We start from the raw sequence: 19,754 nt of genomic DNA on the forward strand, positions 1-19,754 counted from the left end.
CTCCGTGGCAGGCGATTTATCTGGACAACTGGACGGTGTAGAAGAGCGACTGCAGAGTCGGCGTGATCTGTTCGAGTGCGCGATTAAAGCGCGCCGCGTTCGACACCTGCACGTACACCACGTCCTTCGGTTGCAGATCGAATTTGGTCATCAGCATCAACGCGTCCACCTGGGTCATGTCGAGTTGATACACGTCGGGCGTGAGCGTCTTGTCGGCGCCGCGCACCACGTACACGTAGCGGGGATCGCCAGTCTTCACGTCGAGGCTGCCCGCGCCGGTGAGCGCGTCGGCGAGCGTGAGGCGGCCGCGGTTCATCGGCAGCGAGGTCGGCTTGTTCACTTCGCCCAGCACGAAGACGCGGCTGTTCGAGCGGTCCGGCACGTCGATGATGTCGCCGTCCTTCAGCAACACGTTCTGTTGCGGGTCGCCGGTTTCGAGGAGCGCGGCCACGTCCACGGTGTAGCGTTTGCCGTCGCGCGTCACGCCTACGTTCTGCAGGTCCGCATCGGGCAATGCACCGCCCGCGCGATTGATCGCATCGAGCACGGTCAGCGGCGCATCGGTGATGGCCTCCGAAGCGGGCGTGCGCAGATTGCCCGTGACCTGCACCGACTGACTATTGAAGCCCGACACCCGCACGTCGAGCTGCGGGTCGCGAATCGTGCGCGAGAGGCCCTTGGTCAGTGCGGTCTGCACTTCCTGCGCGGTCATGCCTTGCACCTTGATGCGGCCCACGCGCGGAAAGAAGATCGTGCCGTTGTTCGCGACGCGCACTGTCAGGCCGCCTTCGCCGCTACCCGTCATGGTCGGTGCAATGGGCGTTGCGCCTTGGGTCTGCGTGGGGCCGGGGGAGGGCGTCACGCCGCTTGCACCGGCCGTGGCAGGCAGCGGCGGCGTGCTGCCGGCCATGCCCATGCCGCCCGTGAGTTCCGGATGGTCCCAGACGATGATGCTCAACTGATCGCCAATGCCGAGCCGGTATTCATAGAGGCCGCGCGTTTGCGGCGTAAGGCACGTGAGCGGACAGACGGCGGGCACTGCAGCTGCGCGTTGCTGACGAAAATAGCCGACGTCGATCGTGTGCACCGGAAACTTTTCGGCGGTCTGCTCGGGTGGCGCAGCGGGCTCGAGCCGTTTGGTGTCGAGGTAAGGTCCGGGCGCGAGCGTGCATGCGCATAGCGATGCAGCCGCGAACCCCGCAGCGATTGTTCTGATAGTCATTTTGTGGTCCCTTCGCGTGTAGCCGGTGCGTCGTTTCGATCAGCGCGCCGCTTCCTGCCATGCCCCGCGCATTGCGCGTAAACCCACTCGCCATTTGCGAAGCGCAAGTGCCAGTCCGCCGCGCTCGAATGCGAGCGACAATGCGCGCAGGAACCCCGGGTCCGCGCGATCGCCGATCAGCGTCGAGTAAACGACGAACGCCCATCGGCCCGGTGGGCTCAGGTGTTCGCACATGATGAGTCGGAGATTGAACGACGCGTTGTAGAACGCCGTGTCGTTGAATGTGAAGCGCTGGTCTTCGTCGCCCCGTTGCGACGGGAAATGCTCGACGAGCAGCGCCGGATCGTAGACGAGCCTCCAGCCGCGTCGGTGCACATCGAGACTGAAGCCCATCTCGCAGTGAACCTGCGCGCCGTTGCCGCGCAGACGCGCGTCGAAACGCAGCGTGCCGATTGCTTCGCGACGGAACGCCATGTTGACGCCCTTGAGCACGTGGACTTCGCGTGCGTGCCCGTGGCCGATGTGGTGATTGCCGATCGTGCGGCCATACCACCGCACGATGCCGACGCACGGCTTCTGTCCCCGCAGAATGCCGTTGCGTTCATGCACGATGTCGCGCCCACCGAGACCGCCGAGGCACGAGTCGCTCTGGAATGCCCGAGCGATGCGCGCGACCCAGTCCGGATGCGGCGCGGCGTCGTCGTCGGTGAAGCAGAGCACGTCGCCGCATGCGCTCTCTATGCCGAGGTTGTACGCGGCCACCACGCCAGGCTTATGCACCAGCACGACCGCACGCCGCGGGTCGGGGCGTGTGGCCTCGCGCGTGCGCAGCCAGTCGAGCGTTGCGTAGTCGTCGTGACGCGCGACCACGATCACCTCGTCGGGTCGGCGCTGCTGCGCGTCGAGCGCCGCGAGGCACCGCGCGAGGTCGGCGGTGCGGCGGTACGTCGGCACGATCACGGAGACTTTCACGAGCGGTGTCCGTAGCGGCATGATCAGAATGCGTTGCGGCCGACAAAGCCGTTGAAGATCGTGACGAACACAATCTTCATGTCGAACCAGAACGACCAGTTGTGAATGTAGAAGAGATCGAACTTCACGCGCGCTTCCATCTTCTCGACCTTGGCGGTCGCGCCGCGATAGCCGTTCACCTGAGCCCAGCCGGTAATGCCGGGCTTGATCCGATAGCGGTGCATGTAGCCGTACACCTGATCTTTGTACAGGTCGTCATGCTCGAGCGCATGCGGACGCGGACCGACCACCGACATCTGCCCGAGCAGCACGTTCAGAAACTGCGGCAGTTCGTCGAGACTCGTGCGGCGCATGAAGGCGCCGAGCTTCGTCACGCGCGCGTCGTTGCGCGAGGCCTGCGTGAGTTGGCCGTGTGCTTCGTGGTGCACGGTCATCGAGCGGAACTTGTAAATGGAAAAGGGCGCACCGTCCACACCCTTGCGGGTCTGCCGAAAGAACACCGGCCCCGGCGACGTGAGCTTGATGCCGGCCGCGAGCACGACGAACACCGGTGCGAGCGCAAGCAACGCAGCCGCAGCGAAAAGCCGGTCGAAGATAAGCTTCGGCCACATCTGCGGCGGCGATAGCGACGGCGTGCTGAGGTTCAACGTGGGCAGACCGACCACGTCGACGAGCGAATGGCCGAACAGCGAAAGGCTGCGTACGTCAGGAATAAAACGCAGATTCACGAAGTCATGCCGGAACATGCGCTGGAAGCGATAGATCGTATGTTCTTCGGAAAGCGGTAACGCGAGCCAGACTTCGTTGACATGCTCGTCGCGCACTTTCGCGGCGAAGGCATCCGGATCGGTGAGCACAGGCAGGCGGTTAAGCCGCGCCCCGTACCCGACAACCCGCTCACCAATGCTGTCCACGCTCGTATCCAGTACGCACACCGGCTTGAAACCGGCGTGCGGCGCATGCTCCAGATGCGCGAGCAGCGTGCGTGCAAAACCGGGTGCGCCGACAATCGCGACGGTGCGCAAATTAAGGCCGCGCCGGCGCATGCTGCGCAATGCCCCGTGTACCGCGCACTTGGTCGCCACGATGAGTATTCCCGAAATCAGCGTCGAGTAGGCGAACCACAGGCGTGACACCGCATCCATCCGATGCAGCGTGAACGCGAGCAGCAAGGCGGCCGCCGCCACCGCGAGCCACGCCGCGGCGACTCGCGCGAGCATTGTGCCGAGGGCCTTGCCGCGCCAGGTTTCATACACGCCGAAGGCGGGAAACAGCAGCAGCACCAGCACGCAGTTAAACGCGATCAGCAGGCGTTCCGTGTCCGGCAACGCGGCGAGCGTCGAAAAGCGCATCCAGTGAGCGAGCAGGCCTCCCGCAATCACGAAGAGTGCGTCGAGGCATCGCGCAGTATTCCTGAACATTGTTGACTCTGCGAGGTGGGCGAATCGTGCCGTGTCTTATTCGACGGTCTCGGCCTGGCGCAGACGTGGCAGAAGGCGGTCGAATTCGCGCTTCACGAGGCCGTAGCATTCGCATGCGCGCGCTTCGAGCCCCTTGCGGTCGAGTACCTTGATGTGTCCGCGGCTGTGATGAATCAGGCCTTCGTCGTGCAGCTTGCCGGCTGCCTCGGTAATGCCCTCGCGGCGCACGCCGAGCATGTCGGCAATGAGTTGTTGCGTGACCGTCAGGTCGTTCGACGCGACACGGTCCACCTCGATCAGAAGCCACCGGCACAGTTGCTTGTTCAGTGCGTGATGGCGGTTGCATGCAGCCGTCTGCGCGACTTGCGTGAGAAGCGCGTGCATGTAGAGCAGCATCAGACGGCGCAGAAAATCGGAGCGGGCGAATTGCTGCTTCAGCGCCTGCGCGCTCATCCGGTAGGCGAACCCGGCGCATTGCACCTGCACGCGGTTCGGCATGGTCTCGCCGCCCGTGAGCACGGGCACGCCGGTCATGCCTTCGCGGCCGACGGCGGCGATTTCGACGGAACTGCCATCTTCCATTGTCGACAGCATCGAAATGATCGCGGTGGTCGGGAAGTACACATGATGGATGCGTTGGCCCGAATCGCAGAGCAACTGCTCCGTGCGCAGATGAACCAGTTCCAGATGGGGAGCCAGTGCTTGCCATTCGTGAGACGGCAATGCGCCGAGCAAATGGTTACCGTGCAGATCTGATTGAAGTGTCAACATGATCGGTCCTCGCGTGAAGCCGCGCGGCGCGCGTCTTCCTGTTTTTGATCCGACTCGTGCACCCCTTTCGTTTGTGCGCTGCGTGGCAGACAGCAGAGGGTGAACAGAATCGGCCCCGTATTGGCCTGATGCGTCGCCGCCGTTCTGATTGCTCGTCGCGGCGCCGCGATGTTGCGTGCTCTCATTAGCGAGGACTATGCCAACCAGGCGCAAAAGCCGGACTGGTGCGACGCAGCGACGACGCCTGGGTCGGTTTACCGGGCTTGCGATGACTTTTTGTTTCAATTCTGTACATCGGCCATTGGCCTGGGCGGGGCCGGCCGGGTTGTTTTTGTACGAGCCAAGTGCTTGATGCTATTGACTTCGCCATGGCTGGCAACGGTTTTGCGAAGTCGCCGCCAGGCTTGTCCCGCTCTTCAAAGGCACGTTCACACGCGGTGTCCGGGATGTGCCGGAATTGATTCAGATGTGTTCACCTCTCTGCGTGGGTTACCGTACGTTCGCTCATTGACGGACTTCAGGAGTCGCAAAAGAAACGACAGTGGTGGACCTTTTCCGACAGATGCGTTCGCGCAGCGCGAGGTTTCACGCGGGTTGCGAAGGCGCGGCTTGCAGAAACGAGGTTTATCCGTAGAACGTGGGGGACGCCGCATTGAGCGCGCGAACTTCGCCGGCAGGCGCGGCATATGTTGCATCAGCTTTAATGGCCGCGTTGGATGCGTGCGCAACGTTCAAGCTTTGGGATGCCAGAGGCCCGCGCGGCACGAGTGGCGCAAGTGGCACCAGTGGCACGATGCAGGGGCGCTCGGGCGCGAGGTGGAACCAGTCGTGCGCCGCGCGATAGTGCCGGTCAATGATATGAACGAAGCGCGCAAAGCGCTTCGCCTCGACGAGCAGTTGCCAGCCGTCGCCAGCGCTCTGCACGGCAACCGTCAGGCCGGGATCTTGGAGCACGCCGATGTGCCGGTCCGGCAGATGGAACGCTTCGGAAATGATCTGCCCGCTCGCCGCGTCGCGCAGCGTCGCGATCGACACGTCGTGCGCGCGCGGCCCGAAACGGTACGCGTAGGTGAAATCGAAGAACTGGTCGAGGCACGCGGCGGCAGCAATGCGCTGCGCCGAACGTGGCGCGAGTTGCACCGCACGGGTAGCCGACGCGACCTTCACGCAGCCGTCACGCAGGCACACCAGTTCCAGTTGCGCGTGCAAGGTATCGGCACGCTCATTGATCAGGTGGATATCGAGCCCGTTGAGGCCTTCGTCGGTGAAGAGCACCTGAATGGGTTGCAGCGTGCGCGCGAGGCCGTGCAGCGCGCTTTTAGGCCTTCCTGTGGCGTCTATCAGCCCCCAGCCTGCTCCGGGCCGCAAGTCCTGCAACTGCCAGACGAGTCCGCCGCCGCATCCAGATCCGGCCCTGCGCCATTCGGCGAATACTTCGCCCATCACTTCCGCGACGAGCGCGCGAGACAACGCCAGATAGCGCATGGGGTCTTCATACCGCAAGCGCGCCGCGTCCACACCGTAGAGCGTCTGAAGATAGTGGTCGCGCACGTCGTCGAAATCCCAGCCGGCGCCAGGGTCGCGCGGCACGGCAGCTTTCCAGCGCGGATCGTGCGGATGGATCGTACCCAACGCCTCGTGCAACGTTGCGTCGTCGGGCACGTTTGCAAAGGCAAGGCACTCGGCGGCAAAGCGGACCTGCGAGCGGCGCACGTCGTCTAGCGGACGCTGGTAGGCGCCCACGCCATAGTAGTGAGTGATGCCCTCATTAGTTGAAAACGGCCACACGCCGCCAGACGGCGAGTTGCAGACATACGGCACGTCCGGTCTTTCGCGCGCGACAAGGGCGGGCAACTGCTCGTCGAAGACTGGTTGCGCGCGCATCGAAGGCGGCAGACCGTACATCGCGGCTTGCTGCGCGGCCTCGCTGCCACCGCACAGCACGGCAAGCGAAACGTGCCGGCGCGTGCGGCGCAGGAACTGCGTGGCTTCAGCGTCGATAGACGCTCTGAAGGCGGCGTCGTTCGGATAGTCGAAATTCGCCAGTGCGAAGTCCTGCCAGATGAGCAGACCATATTCGTCGGCTAACGCGTAGAACGTCTGCGACTCGTACACCATGGTGCCGCCCACGCGCAGCATGTTCATGCCTGCATCGCGAGCAAGTTCGAACGCATGCCGCAGTTGTGCTTCGCTGCCGGCGAGCGTGACGAGATCGGCGCTTGTCCAGCATGCGCCGCGGCAGAACACCGGCACGCCGTTGACACGCAGTGTGAAGTCCGTGCCCTGCGCGCCGCGTTCGACTTCGATCTGACGAAAGCCGATCGAACCGAGCGGCCATGAGTTTGCGCCGCTGTCATCGAGGTGCAACGTAAGCGGGTATAGAGTCGGTGTCCCGTGCGTATGAGGCCACCAGCGCTGGACCTGCGGTACGCGCACGGTGCCGGTCAGTGTGTACGCATCGATCCATTGCAGAGCTGAAACATGGCTGCTGCAGCCAAGCGAGGCGCGGACGGTGGCGACGTCTTGTGGATGAACGAAATGTAGCGTCAGCGAAACAATGCCGTCGTCGACCTCCAGTGCGCTCGTGAGGTCCACGCTGTCGATCGCGCTGCGCGCTTCGCCGAGCAGCTCCACGGGCCGCCACGGTCCGACGGCGTGCACTGCGGGACACCAGCCCGGCATATGCCCGAGCAGGGTCGTTCGCACATTGCGCAGCGTCGGCGGTGTAACCAGGCGCGGCCGCCAGCGTGCGCGCGGGCGTTTCGCGGCCAAGGCTGGCGTGAGCGAGCGAAAGCAGATGGCGAGCGACGCGCTGCCGTTCAACTCGATATCGAGGCTGTGCGCAACGAACATCGAGTCGGAGTTCAGGCGCTGGATGCCGTCTACCCACACCTCGGCGATGGTTGCGAGCCCATGCATGCGCAAACGGCGCTTGCCCGTGCCGTGCAACGTCAGACGATACCAGTGATCGTCGAACGCGAGCGGCGTGGGATTCGTCACGTCGAAAAGGCCCGCGGCGCGGCGTGCGCTCGCGACAGTACCCGGCACCTGCGCCGCGAGCCAGCCGTCTGCCGGCAAGTCATCGGGCGACGCACATGCGCCGGCCGGTGTGCTCACGCATTCCCAGCCGGTGTCGAGGCGTTGCGGCCAGATGTTTTCGAGCGCGAGGGCGAGTGCGTGCGCCTCGTCGTGTGCCGATGGGTCGTCGATTGTGAGAACGGGTGCGGCTTCCCGCTCATCGGGGGCAGGCGCCGGCGCTGCGGTCAGTGCATCCACGGCGAGTTCCTGAGAAGCCCCCGAAGCTCGGGGTGCCGGCGTCATGACACGAGCGCGGCGAGCGGCGGCAGTGTTTCTTCATAAGCACGTTCGAGCACGTCGAAACAGTCGTCGCAAAGATCGCGGCGCCCGCGTGCGATGGCCCGCACGAGCCGGAACTGCATCACCATCGATTCGGACGCGATACGTTGCGCAGCGGCCGGAATTGTCGCGGGAATTGCAAAGCCCTGCTCGCCGAGCCACAACAGGTACTTCGAGAGAAACTCGAAATTTGCGCCAAGCTGCCGCATCAGGTTGAACGAGTACGGGTGGAAAAACGCTTCGCCGCGCTCGAGCAATGTGTCGAGATGCCCGGGAAACCCGGCACGCCATTGCGCGATGGGGTTGGTCAAAGGCCGGCGGCCTAGATGCGCGCACAACAATTCGGCCGATGCTTCGGCGAGCGCCATGCCCTCTAACGCGGGCCGCGCCTGCTTGGCAAATTCCACATAAGGGAACAGCAGGTCAGGTTGCTGCGCGAATTGCGGCAGCTTGCGAAACACGCCGTCGTAGTCCTCGCCCTGCAGCGTGTGATAGCCGGTGTTGTGGAAATAGCCGAGACGTCGCGTGTCCGGATCGATAAAGTCGATGCCCACCGTGGTCTTCGGATGCTCGCGCCGGTATGAGGTGGCGCGCGTATTCGGCAGGTAGTAGCCGTCTACCTCGACAAGCACGGTGTGGCCGCGTAGCGTCTGCGCGAGCACGCGTTCTTCGAGCGAGTCGTAGATCGCCAGTTCCTGGACCTGCGTGCCATAAAGCCGCTCGAGGTCCTCGAGCGGAAACTTGAAGAACGTGAACTGATCGCCCTCGAAGTCCTGGGTAACAGTAAAGCCAAACGCGGCGCGCGGATCGAGACCGAAGCCGTGCAGCAATTCGATCCACAGGTCCACATAGCAATTCGTTTCCTGCCAGACTCGCTCGCCCTGATGCAGCAGATGCGGTTCATGCTGACGTGGCTGTGCTTGTGGCTGTGCCTGCGACCCGGCCTGCAATTGTGTAGTGCGAAGCGCCGCAGTGCGCGAGGACGCACTCCCGCTCCCAGCCGCCAACGCATCGCGGCGCGGCAAGCGCAACGTGCCGCAGGTGTCCAACGTGCGCAACATACCCTTGGCGAGCGGTCTCGGCGACGAATTCATGCGCCGTCTCCTGCAGCCGCTGTGCGCGCATGCATCTGCGCGAGGCCCTGTGCGACGCGGGTTTGCGTTTCTCCCCACAGCAACGCGCGTACTTCGTCGGGCCATGCGTGCACGTCGAGACCGTGGTGGCGAAACAGCGCGAGCGTAAGGCGCTCCATGCCGAAGCCGACGCAGCCCGTGTGAGCCACGCAGCCGTCGTCGCAGACAATCTTCCAGATGCCGCCGAAGTGGTCCATGTGATAGTTGAACGACAGGCATGCGGTCTTGCTGCCGGGATTGGCGACCGGAATCAGCAGTTCGAATTTGAGAGCCTGCGCGCGCTGACTGTCGGCAATAATCTTGCCGCCGCGGCCAAAGAAAGGATCGTTGGCGAGGTCCACTTCGACGGGCAATTGCAACAGCGAAACCAGCAGCGAGCCGCGGTCGATCCACATCTGGCGAAAAGCCATCACCTGTTGCGGGTTGCCGAGGCGCACATATTCGCGCTGGCGGAACATCTGCATGCGCGCGGGGTCGAGCGACGGTTCATGGCGATAGCAATACGACAGCACGTCGATGGTGCGTCCGTTGGCCGGCAACGGACCGCGCCGCGCCATTACCGGATAAACCGGATAGCACGCCGCGGGTGTGAGCACCACGCGCGTCGGTTTCTGTTGCGCCATCCATGCGTCGCTGCGCTCGTCGTCGCTCTCGCTGATGGCCTCGTCGAGCGCCCGCAGGAGGCGCTGGTGGCCGAGCTCGCTGCCGCAAAACGCGTGAATAGTGCCCGCGAGGTCGGGAAAGCTTTTCAGATACTCGCTGTCTTCGAAGTCTGTACGGCGCATGGCCGGTGGAAAGCGCAATACTTCGGGATCCTGATCTGCGCCGAGGTGCGTAATGGCCACGTTGAGCCGCTCCACGACCTCTTCGAAGATCTGGCTGCGGCCGTAGAGGCCGTTTTCGCCGGTGTCGATGAGCAGGCCCGCTGCAAGCAGTTCGTCGCGAAAGCCCGACGCGGGCGGTTGATCGAGAGAGTCGGGGCTGAGCGCGGCGGTAGCGGTCATCGTATTCATCAGGCTCTCCCCGGCGCGGCCGGACGCTGCGCAAGCAGCAAGTTCGCGGTGTTCTGCGCGATGCGGTCGTTGTTGATCATGAGCGGCGCGGAATACAGGTCGCGCAAATGTCGACCCACGCTGTACGGTGTGGCGTTCTTGTAGCCTGCCATGCCGCAGATCATCAGCACCTCCTGAACGACTTCGAGCGCGCTCGTGGAGATGCTGGTCTTGAGCGTGTTCATGTCGGACGCGAAGCCGAGCATCGCAGCAAGCGGCGCGTCGGCTTGCGATTCGTTCAGTCGCGCGGCGTGTGCGGCGCGTGCCGCATCGAGCGCAACCTGGAGCCGCGCCTGCATCATTTGCAGCAGACCGACGGCCTGCGCGAGACGCATGCCGGCCGGCGGAACCGAGCCTGGCTTCGAACGCGCCTGCGCACGGAAAAACGCCTTCGCGCGGTTCACTGCGTCGGCGGCCACGCCGGTCCATACCGAAGCCCACAGCGTGTGCGAGACGGGCAGCATGGTCTGGTCGGCAATCTCCGCGAACGGCGTGGGCAGGATCTGAGCGGCAAGACCTGTGGCCACGAGCCTGAAACCCTCGCTGCAGGTGCCGCGCATGCCCATCGCGTCCCATGCGCCGCGTTTTTCGAGCAGCGTTGCTTCGCGTAACGCGACGATCAGCACCTGATCGGCGGCGGCCGACTCCGCGGTACGGCGCGCCGTGACCAGAATCACGTCCGCGTATGCGCCATAAGAAATAGTCGGGGCGAGCTTTTCGATGCGAAAGCGCTCCCCGTCGAGTTCGACTGCGCAGGCGCTCGTACGCAGGTTGCCGCCAATCGTTTCTTCAGACGTGGCCGACGCGAAGAGCCACTGGTGCTCCGATAGTTGCGCGAGCAACTGCCGGTGCCACGGTGAGCTACTGCCATGCTCGTCGATACAGGCAACCTGAATCTGGTGCATTGCGTAGATCATCGCCGTGGACGCGCAACCTTGCGCAAGCGTTTCGCAAATCGCCCCGATCTCGGCGAGAGAAAGCCCCGCGCCGCCGTATGCGGTGGGCACCATCGCCGAGAGCAGGCGCTCGCGCTTGAGCGCTTCGAACGCTTCGGCGGGAAAGCGCGCGTCGCTGTCCACGGCGTCGGCAAACTGCGCGGCAATGGCGGCACAGCGTTGGGCTGCGGCGCGCCAGCCCGGCTCGGGCTCGACCGCGGTCAACGCCGCTGGCGCCGGTGATGCCGCCGCTGCGGCCGGATCGACGAGCGGGGCGTTCATGCTGCTCTCGCCTGTTGCAGTTCGGTCACCGCGGCCGCCATCGAATCGATGCTAGAGAAGAGTCGGCGCGTGAGCATGCGATCCGGAATCTCTACGTCGAATTCATCTTCGATGGCGAGCATCAGATGCACGGTTGCAAGCGACGAGAGACCGGCGGCATACAGGTCCGCGTCGTCCGCGAGGCTCTCCGGCGCCACGTCGAGGCGGGCCGATTCGGAAAGAATGCGTCGCAAGGCGGTCTTCATGATGATGGTCCCTCTGTTGTGCAATGGTCTCGTGAAATTCGCCGATAGAGGCGAATGCATGGGCACGTTAGGCGCGCGACGCGACGTGTTGCCGGTGCCTCGTATTTAAGAATCGTCAAAGTCCAGCGTCAGTGCGATGGCGCACGGAAAACAGCCGTATCGCGGCCTTAACGTGTAGCCATCGAAACAAGCCTGCATGTCGAGCGGGCACACGAGGGCGGTGCAATGCGCCAGCCGCGTCGAACATAAGAAAATCCGCTGGGGAACGTAATGAACTGGAAAACGCTGGAATTCGAACAGCTTTCGGCGCGCGAGCTGTATCTGATCTTGCGGGCGCGTAGCGCCGTGTTCGTTGTCGAGCAGTCGCATGTGTGCCTCGATGCGGACGGTCGCGACGAAGCTTCGCTGCACGTGTTCGCGGTGGAAGACATGTCGCGGCCCATGCCGATTCTTGCCTACGCTCGCGTGCAGCCGGGCGATGCCGAAGATCCCGAGATCGTGATCGACAAGGTGCTGACGAGTCCGTTGCGGCGCGGTGACGGCACGGCGGAAATGCTGGTGGAGCGCGTCTTGCAGGCCATTGCCGAGCGTTGGCCCGGACAGGCTGCCCGGGTGAGTGCACCGGTGGGCTTGCGCGAGTTCTATGAGCAGTTCGGCTTTCGTAAGACGGAAGGTCCGTATCTCGAATATGGCGTGCCGTTTATCGGCCTCACGCGGCAGGTGCGCGGCTCGCCGCCGCTCGCCGCCTGGCGGCGCCGCGAGCGCGACCGCGCCGCGCTCGTCAACACCTTCGAGATGCTTTGATGGAGCCGGTGCTGATCACGCCGTCGAGCGCACGTCTTGCGCTGCGCACGCCGGCTGACGGCAGGCACAGCGCGGCGTCCACGAGCGCCGCGCGAACGGTCACGCCGATACGGCGGCGCCGTTCGGCACGTATACGGCATCCGCTGCGTTTGCCGTTGCTGCTGTTCGGCGCGACGCTCGGTCTGATCGTGCTGCATCAGGGCAGAGTGGTCGAGCTGTTCTTTCCGGCTGGTGCCTTTGCGGTTGCGCTGCTGCTGTATCGGCGCTCCCCTGCGCATTACCTCGGCTTCGTGTGCTGGCTGTTCTTTCTGACGCCGGAGGTCAGGCGTCTTGCCGACTTCGTGAGCGGTGCGTTCAATCCACAAAGCCCGATCATGATCGCGCCGCTCGCTGCGGTTGCGCTAATGGGTTTCACGCTCGTCAAGCAGGTGGGCGCGTTCGGCCAGCGGCGCGCGGCGCCGCTTTTGCTGATTGTGATCGCGCTGCTGTACGCGTACGCGGTGGGCTTTTTGCAAGCCGGGCCGGCTGCCGCGACCTTCACGCTGATCAACTGGCTTTATCCGGTGATGGTCGCCTTTTATATGACCGTGACTTGGCGCCATTATCCGGACTATCACCGCGTGTTGCTAAAGACATTCGTTTATGGCGGACTCCTGATGAGTTTGTATGGCCTGCTGGAATTCGTCTCGCCGATGCCGTGGGACGCTTTCTGGCTGGTCTCGTCGAAGATGGCTTCGGAAGGGCAGCCTGTGCCGTTCGGCATGCGCGTGAGCAGCACGATGAATTCTTGCGGCCCGTTCGCGGTCACGCTCATGACCATTCTGCAAATGTCGCTCGCGGCGCGCGGCAAGGCGCGCATCGTGCTGGGCTGCGTCGGCATTCCGGCGCTGTTGCTCACGAGCGTGCGCAGCACGTGGGGCGGCTTTGCGATTGCGCTGATCTATTCATTCACCATGCTCGACGGCAAGAGCCGCATGCGTCTGCTGGCGGGCGTGCTGGGCCTCGCTGTGATGGCCGCGCCTCTCATGATGATCGACCAGGTATCCGAACCCGTGATGCGCCGCTTCAGCACGATCCAGGACATCGGCGAGGACAACAGCTACCAGGCCCGCGCGGAGTTCTACAAGACCTTCCTTGCTTCGGCGCTCACCGATATTGCAGGCCAGGGTCTCGGCTCGACGGGGCTTGGCACCAAGCTGTCCGACGACAAGGCCGCGGCCACGAGAGTCGACTTCGACAGCGGTCTGATGGAAGTGCCCTTCGTGATGGGCTGGCCAGGCACGGTGCTGTACACCACAGGTGTGCTGATGCTGTTGTGGCGCGCGTACCGCGCGAGCCGGCTGCATAGCAGGGATCTGCTGGCCAATTCCAGCGTCGGCGTGGCCGTCGCTATCTTTTCGATGATGGTCTTCGTCAACACGCTCACGTCGGTCTCCGGCATGTTTTTCTTTCTCGGCGTGACGTTGCCCGTGATTTCGCTGCGTTATGCGCGCAGACGCCGTGCCCGAAGCGGTGCGGCTGTCTCGCCGGCCTGACGCCTTACAGACGAAGGACACCAGGATGCGGATTCTCATCGTCACCCATGTCGTGCGCAAGAACGACGGGCAAGGGCGCGTGAACTACGAAATCGTGCTGGCGGCGCTGGCGGCGGGCCATTCGGTCACGCTGCTTGCGGCGCAGGCCGCGCCGGAACTCGTCGAACATCCGCGTGTGCGGTGGGTGCGCGTAGCGCGCAGCCGTTTGCCGACGCGACTCGTGCAGTACCAGATGTTCGCACTGCGCTGTGGCGCGTGGATTCGCGCGCATCGCAACGAATTTGACGTCGTGCATGTGAACGGCTTCATTGCCTGGGCCCGCGCGGACGTCAACGCAGTGCACTTCGTGCACGACGGCTGGTATCGCTGCGGCTTCTATCCGTTCCGCTTTCTGCGAAGCTTTTATCACGCGTATCAGGTGCTGTACACGCGGCTTAACATTGCCTGCGAGAAATGGTCGTTTCGTCATAGCGATGTGATCGTGCCGGTCTCGCAGAAAGTGGCGCGAGAGGTGCAGGCGCTCGGTGTGGGCGCCGCGCGAGTGCAGGTGATTCACAACGGCGTGGATACCGACGAGTTCGGGCCTGGCGGCGCTGAGCGCGCGCGTTTTGGCTTGCCGCAAGCGCCGTTCATGCTGCTGTTCGCGGGCGACCTGCGCATGTCGCGCAAAAATCTCGACACGGTCCTGCACGCGCTCGTGCACACGTCGCCCGACGTGCATCTCGCGGTGGCGGGCATTCTGCATAACAGTCCGTATCCTGCACTTGTCGAGACACTCGGCCTCGCGAAACGCGTGCATTTCACGGACATGGTGATGGACATGCCGGCGTTGATGCGCTCGGTGGACGCTTTCGTGTTTCCTTCGCGCTACGAACCGATGGGGCTCGTACTGCTGGAGGCACTGTCCGTAGGCTTGCCTGTGATTACCGTGCGCACGGCGGGCGGCGCGGAGGTCATTACGCACGACAGCGGCATTGTGCTCGACGATCCCGACGACGCCGTCGCGCTTGCCGCCGCGATCATGCAGGTGGCAGGCGATCGGGACTACGCACGAAGCCTCGGGCAACGTGCGCGCGAGGTGGCGCGGGACCTCAGCTGGCAGGCAATGGCCGAGCGCTATCTGACGGTCTATGAGCAGGTGCATGCGGCTCATCTCGAACGGACGCTGCCACCCGCATGCGCGACGGAGCCGGTAAAACTATGAGCGCGACTCCAATCGATTCGTTGCAAATCGGCATGCACTGGTTCAACGAGCGGCCGGGCGGCCTTGACCGTATGTTCAAGGCGCTCGTCGATACGCTGCCGGCGCAGGGCGTGAACGTGCGCGGCATGGTCGCAGGCAGCGCGAATGTATTGAAGGCGTCCGGCGGCCGCGTGCAATCGTTCGCGGGCGCCGACGTGCAGCTCGGTGCGCGGCTGCTCGGCTCGCGCAGGCATTCGTGCGTGCTGCGTGCCGCGCGCATGCCCGATGTGGTTGCGACGCACTTCGCGCTGTACGCGGCGCCGACCGCCGGCGTGTTTCGCGGCGTGCCGAAGGTCGTGCATTTTCATGGGCCCTGGGCGGCCGAATCGTATCCGGGAGGCGGGGGCGGACTTTCGCGCGCGTTGCGCGTGGCCCTTGAGCGCTTCGTCTATCGCGGCGCGACGCGTCATATCGTGCTGTCGCATGCGTTCGCCCGTCTGCTTCACGAAACCTACGGCGTCGACGAGGAGAGGATTCGCATCGTGCCAGGCTGTGTCGACGTCGCGCATTTCGACAGCCGCGCGACGCGAGCCGAGGCCCACCGGCAACTGGGTCTTGCCGGGGACCGGCCGTTGATATTCTGCATCCGCCGCCTCGTCTCGCGCATGGGACTCGAAGACCTGATCGACGCGATGGCGATCGTCAAGCCGCTGGTGCCCGACGCGCTGCTGGTCATCGCCGGCAAGGGGCCGCTTGCCGCGCAATTGCAGGCGCGTGTCGTCGCGCGCGGCCTCGAGGGCAACGTCCGGCTCGCCGGCTTCGTGCCGGATGACACCGTGCCGCTGTGGTACCGCGCGGCCGATCTTTCGGTCGTGCCGACCGTGTCGCTCGAAGGCTTTGGTCTTACCACCATCGAATCGCTTGCCGCCGGAACGCCGGTACTGGTGACGCCGGTGGGCGGTTTGCCTGAAGCGGTGGCGCCGCTGTCCAGTGAGCTGGTGCTGCCCTCGGGCGGATTTCATGCGATAGGCGAAGGCATGGCCGACGCGTTGCTGGGCCGGCGCAAGTTGCCGGATGCAACGGCATGCCGGAACTATGCGCGCAGAAACTTCGACCAGCCGGTGGTGGCGGCGCAGGTCGCGCGCATTTACCGCGAAGCGATCGACGTATTCTGACGCGCCCGTGATCATGCGACGCGTCACGCGCAAAACATTCGAAAGGCTCGTATGCGGCTGTGCTCTCGCCTTGCCGTTGGTCGTGCTGCTCGCGGCAGGCGAGTCTGAGTACAGCGCGTATGGCCAGCGTGCAGGCGGTAGTGTCAGTCTGCCCAGCCAGGCGGCGAGCAAAGCCTCGTCCACGCAACTGGTGCAGGCAGCCGCAAGCAATCCCGCTGCCGAGGCGCAGGCCGCCGGCACATTTGCTTCGCTATCCTATCGAACTTCGTGGATCGGCAATACGTGGGGTTACGGCGACGGGCGTTGGATGCAGATTGACGTGCAGGCTATCGCGGTCACGCCGCAAGGCGACGTCTTCACCAATGCGCCGTGGGACGAAAGCGGCGGGGAGCTCGGCCAGTATCGCAATGGGGAGCTGCTGCGTCACGGCGGCGAAACGCATGGCTGGGGCATGATGGGCGGCGACGCGATTGCCGTCAACGACGAATACGTGTTCGTCGCGCAAACCATGGTGAGCCTCGGTAATGAGACCGCGAAGCACAGGCCGTCGCCGCGCGAGGGCGAGGTGTGGACCGGCGTGTCGCGCCGCAGCCGCGCCGACATTCGCGACGGCGTTCCCTTTGCCGGGCAGGTGAAATTCCCCGCCGGCAGCCGGCTCGCTTTCCTGCTGATTTCCAGCTACTCGGCGAAAAACGACTATGCGATTCGCGGTCTGGCGGCGGACGATACACGGCTCTTCGTCTCCAACGCGCTCGACAATCGCGTGCAGATCGTCGACGCGCAGACCATGCAGGGCGTCGGCGCATTTCCCGTGCGCGAGCCGGGGCGGCTTGCGCTCGCGCCCGACGGCTCGCTGTGGATCATTGAGAACACCCGCACAGACGCCGCGCAGCGCGTGGTGCACCGTGCGCGCAATGGGGCTGTAATCGGCGAACTGCAGTTGCCGCAAGGCGTCGTGCCGGTGGACCTCGCTGTGGATGCGCGAGGGCGTCTGTTCGTCGCGGATAACGGGGTGCGCCAGCAGATCCTGATTTTTTCCGCGGATACGGGCGCGTCCGCCGGCAATTCGCAGCAGGCAACGGCAATGAAATGGACGGCGAGCCTCGGACAGGAAGGCGGCATTTACTCCGGGCGCGCGGGTGCAGCGGGGCCGCGACGCTTCAACGGTTTGACGGGCGTGGGCGTGGATCGCGCGGGCAACGTCTACGTGTCGATGAACGGCGCGGGCCCGCGAGCGTTCGGCACCGGGGCGAGCACATACGACGGCGCGCTGCTCGAAAGCTACATGCCCGATGGGCGACAGCGCTTCAGCTTGCAGGGGCTGCTGTTCGTCGACGGCGCGCAGTTCGTCGACGGTAATCCGCCCTCCGTGTACAGCGGCAGCAAGCGCTTTACGCTGGATCTTTCCCGAGCGTCCGGCGAAGAATGGTCGTATGCGGGGTATACCGCGGACCGGTTTCGCTATCCGTACGATCCATACTTTCACCTGTATCTGGGCGGTCAGCGCGGCATGCCGATGGTGCGCGACATCGACGGGCACCGGCTGTTGTACACCACGGACATGTACTCGTCCTACCTGCGCATCTACCGTTTCGCCGACGACCGGGAAACGGCGATTGCCTCGGGCCTGTTTTCGCAAGCGCATATCGACGGAGCCTGGCCGCGCAATCAACCCGCGCGGGGCGAATGGATCTGGCGCGACCTGACAGGCGTGGGCGACTTCTCGCCGGCCTCGTTCGATCAGAACAGCACGGCCACGGATGCGCCAACGTTGCGTGCGTGGTGGGTGGATAGCCGCGGCGACATCTGGCAGGGCACCGAGGCGGCGGGCATCCGGGTTTTCCCGTTGCAGGGCTTCGACCGCGTCGGCAACCCGGTCTACCGCTACGCGGCGATGCGGCAGTACCCGGCTCCCGCACCGTTCTACCGCATTGCGCGGCTCAACTATTTTTCCGACGACGACACGCTGTTCGTATCCGGTTCGACACGCGCACGTCCATTTAATCAGGACAACTGGAATAGTGCGGGGTCGCAACTGGCCCGTTACGACCACTGGAAAACCGGCCGGCCGGTGCTGCGCTACCTGATCGATCTGCCGGACGAGGGGCCGCCCGGGTGGCTTTCGGTCAACGGCTTTGCCGTGGCCGGCGACTACATCTTCGCGGTGGAAACCCGCAGCGCGGCCGTGCGGGTGTACGAGCGCGCGAGCGGACGGGATATTGGACGGCTGACGCCGGGCAGGGAAGTCGGCTCGACGAGCGGTTGGGCCGACGTGCCGATGCCCGTCACCGCGCAGCGCCTTGCATCGGGCGAATACCTCGTGTTCGTCGAGGAAGACGCGCGCGGCAAAGTGCTGATGTACCGATTCACACCGCCAACGGCCGCCCTCGCGGCCGTCAGTCACCCTTCCACCGACGTTGCAGGTCAACCATGAAAATCGTCCATCTTGCCAACCATGCGCTGAATGTCGGCAACGGCATCGTCAATGTGATGGTCGATCTGGCCTGTCTGCAGGCGCGCGCCGGACATGACGTGACGGTTGCGTCGGGCGGCGGCGGTTTCGAAGAGCTGCTCGCGCGGCACGGCGTGCGCCACGTGCTGTTGCCGCAATCGCCACGTCCGTCGCGCGTGCCGGCGATGATTGTGGGCTTCAATCGCCTGATCAGGCGAATCGACCCGGACGTCGTTCATGCACACATGATGACCGGAGCGTTGATCGCGCGCTTTAGTGTGCCGCGGCGGCGCTTCGTGCTCGTCACCACCGTGCACAACGAGTTTCAGAAAAGCGCGACGATGATGCGCGTCGGCGATCGCGTGGTCGCGGTGAGCGAGGCGGTGTGCGAGGCGATGGAGCGGCGCGGCATACCGAAGGACCGGTTGTGTGTGGTGCGCAACGGCGCGCTCGGCACGCCGAGGTTGGCACACTCGAGCACGCCCGCTCCTGTTACGCTCGCGCGTCCGAGCATCGTGACGCTTGCCGGTATGTACGAGCGCAAGGGCATACGCGATCTGCTGCATGCGTTCGCCGCATTGCGCGAGCGCTTGCCTGAGGCGACGTTGTACCTCGTCGGCGAAGGTCCGGACCGCGCCGCAATGGAACAGCTCGCGGCGCAACTGGGCATAGCGCGCGAGGCGCGCTTCGTGGGTTTTATCGCGGATCCGCGCGCGTATTTACAGCAAGCCGATGTGTTCGTGCTGGCTTCGCATAATGAGCCGGCGGGTCTCGTTCTGTGTGAAGCGCGCGAGCAGGGCTGCGCGGTTGTGGCGACGCGCGTGGGCGGCATTCCGGAGATGCTCGACGGCGGTGCGGCCGGTGTGCTGGTGCCGCCGCATGATCCGGCGAGTCTTGCACGCGCGCTCGAACAGCTTCTGACCGACCAAAATGCCCGCGCAAAGCTGTGCGCGCGCGCCCTGGAAGATCTGCAGAAATTCAGCGTGCAACGTGTGAGCGACGGCTATATTGCGATCTACGAGCGTGCGCTGGCGAGTTGCCAGCCGCGCCGGTTTGCCAGCATTGCCACGCGCGATGCGGGGGCAGCGCATGCGGGCATGGTCGACACGGCGAGCCATTCGGCTACGTCATGACGAGTGTTGGAAGCGGGCCGATAGCAAAGATGGATGCTTCGGATGACCAGGCATTACACGGTGAACTTTCCAGCCTTTCCAG

Annotated in this window: 15 protein-coding genes; 6 read left to right on the top strand and 9 right to left on the bottom strand. The window is 64.4% G+C overall.

Annotation, left to right across the window (positions count from 1 at the left end; genetic code table 11):
* Positions 1 to 16: 16 nt before the first annotated feature.
* The 9 genes from JNB89_RS25445 to JNB89_RS25485 all read right to left on the bottom strand — a co-directional run bounded on the left by JNB89_RS25445 (position 17) and on the right by JNB89_RS25485 (position 11,390).
* A complete protein-coding gene (locus tag JNB89_RS25445) occupies positions 17 to 1,222 on the bottom strand; it encodes a polysaccharide biosynthesis/export family protein (RefSeq protein WP_220364048.1) in 1,206 nt (401 codons plus the stop codon).
* A gap of 39 nt (positions 1,223 to 1,261) precedes the next feature.
* Positions 1,262 to 2,215: a glycosyltransferase family 2 protein gene (locus JNB89_RS25450; RefSeq protein ID WP_220364049.1), complete on the bottom strand. Its 954-nt coding sequence runs from the start codon at positions 2,213 to 2,215 to the stop codon at positions 1,262 to 1,264.
* Between the two features lie 2 nt (positions 2,216 to 2,217).
* Complete coding sequence (locus tag JNB89_RS25455) at positions 2,218 to 3,615, bottom strand: undecaprenyl-phosphate glucose phosphotransferase (protein ID WP_220364050.1); 1,398 nt, start codon at positions 3,613 to 3,615, stop codon at positions 2,218 to 2,220.
* 36 nt (positions 3,616 to 3,651) lie between these two features.
* A complete protein-coding gene (locus tag JNB89_RS25460; protein WP_006048767.1) occupies positions 3,652 to 4,386 on the bottom strand; it encodes a Crp/Fnr family transcriptional regulator in 735 nt (244 codons plus the stop codon).
* A 624-nt stretch (positions 4,387 to 5,010) separates the two neighbouring features.
* On the bottom strand, positions 5,011 to 7,662 hold the full coding sequence (locus JNB89_RS25465) for a glycosyl hydrolase 2 galactose-binding domain-containing protein (protein WP_431026603.1): 2,652 nt from the start codon (positions 7,660 to 7,662) through the stop codon (positions 5,011 to 5,013).
* 41 nt (positions 7,663 to 7,703) lie between these two features.
* Entirely contained in the window at positions 7,704 to 8,837 is a 1,134-nt protein-coding gene (locus JNB89_RS25470; RefSeq protein WP_220364052.1) for a DUF1839 family protein, read from the bottom strand.
* Positions 8,834 to 9,889, bottom strand: coding sequence for an amino acid--[acyl-carrier-protein] ligase (locus JNB89_RS25475; RefSeq protein WP_220364053.1), 1,056 nt, complete (start codon positions 9,887 to 9,889; stop codon positions 8,834 to 8,836). Before JNB89_RS25475 ends, JNB89_RS25470 begins: the two co-directional genes overlap by 4 nt.
* On the bottom strand, positions 9,889 to 11,145 hold the full coding sequence (locus tag JNB89_RS25480) for an acyl-CoA dehydrogenase family protein (RefSeq protein WP_220364054.1): 1,257 nt from the start codon (positions 11,143 to 11,145) through the stop codon (positions 9,889 to 9,891). The genes JNB89_RS25475 and JNB89_RS25480 overlap by 1 nt, the downstream gene beginning before the upstream one ends.
* On the bottom strand, positions 11,142 to 11,390 hold the full coding sequence (locus JNB89_RS25485; RefSeq protein ID WP_013339020.1) for an acyl carrier protein: 249 nt from the start codon (positions 11,388 to 11,390) through the stop codon (positions 11,142 to 11,144). The genes JNB89_RS25480 and JNB89_RS25485 overlap by 4 nt, the downstream gene beginning before the upstream one ends.
* A gap of 270 nt (positions 11,391 to 11,660) precedes the next feature.
* Here JNB89_RS25485 and JNB89_RS25490 point away from each other — a divergent pair, with 270 nt between their 5' ends.
* The 6 genes from JNB89_RS25490 to JNB89_RS25515 are packed head-to-tail and all read left to right on the top strand — an operon-like array spanning position 11,661 to position 19,672.
* Complete coding sequence (locus JNB89_RS25490) at positions 11,661 to 12,194, top strand: GNAT family N-acetyltransferase (protein WP_220364055.1); 534 nt, start codon at positions 11,661 to 11,663, stop codon at positions 12,192 to 12,194.
* Positions 12,194 to 13,729, top strand: coding sequence for an O-antigen ligase family protein (locus JNB89_RS25495; RefSeq protein ID WP_220364056.1), 1,536 nt, complete (start codon positions 12,194 to 12,196; stop codon positions 13,727 to 13,729). Before JNB89_RS25490 ends, JNB89_RS25495 begins: the two co-directional genes overlap by 1 nt.
* Before the next feature lie 25 nt (positions 13,730 to 13,754).
* Complete coding sequence (locus tag JNB89_RS25500; RefSeq protein WP_220364057.1) at positions 13,755 to 14,933, top strand: glycosyltransferase family 4 protein; 1,179 nt, start codon at positions 13,755 to 13,757, stop codon at positions 14,931 to 14,933.
* Positions 14,930 to 16,087 carry a glycosyltransferase family 4 protein gene (locus JNB89_RS25505; RefSeq protein WP_220364058.1) on the top strand — a complete coding sequence of 386 codons (1,158 nt, stop codon included), beginning with the start codon at positions 14,930 to 14,932 and terminating at the stop codon, positions 16,085 to 16,087. The genes JNB89_RS25500 and JNB89_RS25505 overlap by 4 nt, the downstream gene beginning before the upstream one ends.
* A gap of 13 nt (positions 16,088 to 16,100) precedes the next feature.
* On the top strand, positions 16,101 to 18,521 hold the full coding sequence (locus JNB89_RS25510) for a hypothetical protein (protein ID WP_220364059.1): 2,421 nt from the start codon (positions 16,101 to 16,103) through the stop codon (positions 18,519 to 18,521).
* Entirely contained in the window at positions 18,518 to 19,672 is a 1,155-nt protein-coding gene (locus JNB89_RS25515) for a glycosyltransferase family 4 protein (RefSeq protein WP_220364060.1), read from the top strand. The genes JNB89_RS25510 and JNB89_RS25515 overlap by 4 nt, the downstream gene beginning before the upstream one ends.
* Positions 19,673 to 19,754 lie beyond the last annotated feature (82 nt).

Source organism: Paraburkholderia phenoliruptrix, from assembly GCF_019511605.1.
Taxonomy (GTDB): domain Bacteria; phylum Pseudomonadota; class Gammaproteobacteria; order Burkholderiales; family Burkholderiaceae; genus Paraburkholderia; species Paraburkholderia phenoliruptrix_A.

Coding starts and splice junctions, on each gene's coding strand:
- JNB89_RS25445 (WP_220364048.1), bottom strand. CDS start 1,222: ATGACTATCAGAACAATCGCTGCGGGGTTCGCGGCTGCATCGCTATGC.
- JNB89_RS25450 (WP_220364049.1), bottom strand. CDS start 2,215: ATGCCGCTACGGACACCGCTCGTGAAAGTCTCCGTGATCGTGCCGACG.
- JNB89_RS25455 (WP_220364050.1), bottom strand. CDS start 3,615: ATGTTCAGGAATACTGCGCGATGCCTCGACGCACTCTTCGTGATTGCG.
- JNB89_RS25460 (WP_006048767.1), bottom strand. CDS start 4,386: ATGTTGACACTTCAATCAGATCTGCACGGTAACCATTTGCTCGGCGCA.
- JNB89_RS25470 (WP_220364052.1), bottom strand. CDS start 8,837: ATGAATTCGTCGCCGAGACCGCTCGCCAAGGGTATGTTGCGCACGTTG.
- JNB89_RS25475 (WP_220364053.1), bottom strand. CDS start 9,889: ATGAATACGATGACCGCTACCGCCGCGCTCAGCCCCGACTCTCTCGAT.
- JNB89_RS25480 (WP_220364054.1), bottom strand. CDS start 11,145: ATGAACGCCCCGCTCGTCGATCCGGCCGCAGCGGCGGCATCACCGGCG.
- JNB89_RS25485 (WP_013339020.1), bottom strand. CDS start 11,390: ATGAAGACCGCCTTGCGACGCATTCTTTCCGAATCGGCCCGCCTCGAC.
- JNB89_RS25490 (WP_220364055.1), top strand. CDS start 11,661: ATGAACTGGAAAACGCTGGAATTCGAACAGCTTTCGGCGCGCGAGCTG.
- JNB89_RS25495 (WP_220364056.1), top strand. CDS start 12,194: ATGGAGCCGGTGCTGATCACGCCGTCGAGCGCACGTCTTGCGCTGCGC.
- JNB89_RS25500 (WP_220364057.1), top strand. CDS start 13,755: ATGCGGATTCTCATCGTCACCCATGTCGTGCGCAAGAACGACGGGCAA.
- JNB89_RS25505 (WP_220364058.1), top strand. CDS start 14,930: ATGAGCGCGACTCCAATCGATTCGTTGCAAATCGGCATGCACTGGTTC.
- JNB89_RS25510 (WP_220364059.1), top strand. CDS start 16,101: ATGCGACGCGTCACGCGCAAAACATTCGAAAGGCTCGTATGCGGCTGT.
- JNB89_RS25515 (WP_220364060.1), top strand. CDS start 18,518: ATGAAAATCGTCCATCTTGCCAACCATGCGCTGAATGTCGGCAACGGC.